The organism is Desulfovibrio sp., assembly GCF_035644575.1.
Lineage (GTDB): Bacteria > Desulfobacterota > Desulfovibrionia > Desulfovibrionales > Desulfovibrionaceae > Desulfovibrio.
The window spans coordinates 1-3,300 of the sequence record NZ_DASQOG010000257.1 but is presented as its reverse complement, the minus strand read 5'-3'; the positions used below and the strand labels follow the sequence as shown (position 1 = coordinate 3,300).

The following is a 3,300-nucleotide window of genomic DNA, read 5'->3' as shown; positions in this document are numbered from 1 at the left end:
GCTTTGGACAACTTCAGCTTTGGCGGTCGCACGCTGCGCGTGAACGAAGCCAAACCCAGAGCCCCGCGCCAGCCCCGCTACTAGGGCGCTGTAACGGACAAAGACACGCCCCAATTGGGGCGTTTTTTGTTGCGCGCACCTTTGGGGTGCCTGAGGGCGCTCCTGCACATTCTAGCGCGGCGGGGCGGTTCGGCAGATACTGTCTGACGAAAGCCCCGCCGCAGCAATTTTGCCTCCTACCGGGCATCCGCCGAATATTTCTCCCCCACATGCTCCACAGACAAACGATGAACCATCCCACGCGTTGCCAAACTCACAGCTAAGCTGCCGCTTACCCCTCTTCAGATACCGCAAATCCCATTGTTCGAAGCAACACGCTCACGCGCTTGCCAGCTGTCCACCCTCCACGCATGTGCCCCGCCTATTCCTGCGCATCACTCCTGCGCCTGCCCCATCATGTGACAAAAACTTCGTTCCGACCGCGCAGAGAACCGACTGACCGTCCCCGCCTCACCCCTTGTTCCCTCCGCGTAAAAACCAGACTGCATTGCTATGCAATAAGACAAAGGCATTGCAGCCCGGTCCCCGGCTCCAGCCAGCAAAACCGCTGCGCGGCACGCCCACCAATTGTTTGCTGTGACAGGGGAAAGCCCCACAAGTCATAAAACCCGCGGCTATTGCATTCCATTTTTTTCTACTGAACCAGCGTACTTTAGCAACACATACTGCATACAATCCCGTCAACTTGATCATTAGCGAGCATAGAAATAAATATTTTAACAAAAATTTTTATTTATAATTTACTTTTATAAACATTAGCGACTACAAAAAATAATTATTGCAATGTTAAGGTTGTTAATTGTAGTGTATTTATAATTTCAATAATAAATTTTGTGGTAAATCTATTTTTTTTGAATTGTATAAACAATCAATGAAATATTTCACATGCGCTATTTACATTTAATAATTATAGCATCTTCAAAAATAACAATGCATTCATTGATCAAACAGTTTCTATTAAATGCAAACATTATTCACACAACAGGAAAATCACGCAAGCACAGCACTGTCGGTAAAAATGCAATCATACTGCAGGGACGCATTCAGGACGGATTATGCCCAGCACCCGCTTTGACCTCACGCACCCCCCATTTGATCTGCTGACCAAGGCAGAGGCATCTGCCCTGTCGGCCTCTGCCAACATCCTGTTTTTCAGCAATGATCAGGAAATTCTTGTCTCGGGGAGTAAGGTTGATGCGCTCTATCTGGTCATGAAGGGCCTTGTTCGTGAAATGTCGGGCGAGGAAATTGTGGGCGCATACCGCGAACACGAGGCTTTTGACTGCCGCGCCTTGGCCACAGGCAAAACGCGGCGCAGGTTTGTGGCGCACGAAGAAGTGCTGCTTTGCGTGTTCCCAGGGCGTGAGGTGCTGGCCCTGACGGAAAAGAACTCGCTTTTCGGCGCGTACTTTTTTGCAACCGTGTCCGACAAGCTGGGCCAACTTGCCCAAAACCGCGACCGCCGCGAATGGCAGAGCCTTTTTGCGGTCAAGATCAGCGATGCGGGCTTTCGCCCCCCCATATTTGCCGAAGCAACGGATACCATTGCCCACGCCGCGCAGCGCATGAAGGAAAGCCGGAGGCGATCCATCTTTGTGCGCGACGGTTCCAGCACCGGAATTTTCACCACCGGCGACTTTTGCGACATCGTGGCCAACGCGGTTTCCAACCAGACGCCGCTCAAGGCCTGCGCACGGTTTTCCCTGCTGAGCTGCGAAAAGGACGACTACCTTTTCAACGCCCTGCTCCTCATGACCCGCCGCAACATCCATCGTATCGTGGTGACGGACAAGGGGCAGCCTGTGGGCGTTCTGGCCATGATCGACCTGCTTTCCTATTTTTCCAACCATTCCCTGTCCATAGCGCGGCAGCTCGAGGCGGCCAGCACACTGGCCGACCTGCACAGCGCCATGCGGGACATGGAAGCCCTGGTAACAACCCTCGTTACCCAGGGCATAAAAACGCCGCAGCTCGCGCGCCTTGTGCAGGTGCTCAACGCGCAGCTCATGGCCCGCCTCTGGCAGATGACGGCCACGCCCGCCGTATTTGCCGGAAGCGCCCTGCTCGCTCTTGGCTCAGAAGGACGGGGCGAGCAGATACTGAAAACTGACCAGGACAACGCGCTGATTCTTGCGGAAGGCCTGGACGAAAAGGAGGTGGAACACTCTGCAAACAGCTTTACGGAGCGCATGCTCAGCCTTGGCTACCCGCCCTGCCCAGGCAGCATGATGGTGAACCAGCCGCTCTGGCGGCACACGGTACGCGGATGGGAGCAAACCTTGCGCCAGTGGGCGGATTCCGCGCAGGGCGAGGGGCTTATGCATCTGGCAATTTTTCTGGATGCGGAGACAGTCTCCGGCCCGGCCTCATGGCTTGAAGCCTGCCGCAAGGCCTTGCGCTTGGCCCTGCACGATGACGCGGCGTGGCTTGCGCGCATGGCCCTGCCCATTGAACAGTTCCCTAGCCGAGCAGGCGAAAGCGGCTTTTGGCGGCAACTGCTGAACCGCGAAAAAAACGCACTGCTCGACATCAAGAAAGCGGGCATTTTTCCCATTGTGCACGGTGCCCGTATTCTGGCGCTGGAGGCGGGCATTGACGCCACCAACACCTTTGACAGACTGGAGGCCCTCACATCACGCAGTACTATTGAAAAATCACAGGCAGATGATCTGGCCGAATCTCTGGCCTTTCTGATGCGCCTGCGGCTGGACGCGGGCCTTGAAATGCTGCGCAAGGGGAACTCCCTGAACAACGAGATTGATACGGCCTCCCTGTCCACCCTGGACAAAGACCTGTTGCAGGACGCCCTCCAGGTGGTCAAGCGCTTCAAGCGCATGATCAGCCAGCGCTACGGGCTGGACAGGTTCTGAAATGCAAAACACCTGGATACAGGCCGTGACGCGCCGCTGGCGCATGCGCGGCCTGCGGGAACCTTACCGTTCCCTGCTGGATCAGGATGACGGCCTGCTTGTGAGCATTGATTGCGAAACAACTTCGCTCAATGTGAAGGAGGCGGAGCTTTTATCCATCGCCGCCGTCTGCATAGACGGCCGGCGTCTTTGCACCAGAGACGCCTTTTACGCGCTGATAACGCCGCAGCATGCCCCTGACGGGCAGAATGTGCGCGTGCACGGGTTGCGCCCGTGTGATTTCAGCACGGGTCTGCCGCTTCAGGATGTGTTGTCGGCTTTTCTTCAGTTTGTCAGAGGCAGAACACTGGTGGGCTATTATCTGCAATAC

General features: G+C 55.4%; 2 protein-coding genes and 1 pseudogene. All 3 read left to right on the top strand.

Annotation, left to right across the window (positions count from 1 at the left end; translation table 11 throughout):
* Positions 1-84 (top strand): annotated as a pseudogene (locus VEZ52_RS14400) (RNA-binding protein); the annotation flags it as partial.
* 1,031 nt (positions 85-1,115) lie between these two features.
* Positions 1,116-2,930, top strand: a complete 1,815-nt coding sequence (locus VEZ52_RS14395; protein ID WP_324837425.1) for a putative nucleotidyltransferase substrate binding domain-containing protein — start codon at positions 1,116-1,118, stop codon at positions 2,928-2,930.
* A gap of 1 nt (position 2,931) precedes the next feature.
* Positions 2,932-3,300: exonuclease domain-containing protein (locus VEZ52_RS14390; RefSeq protein WP_324837424.1), on the top strand; the 369-nt coding region annotated here is incomplete at its 3' end.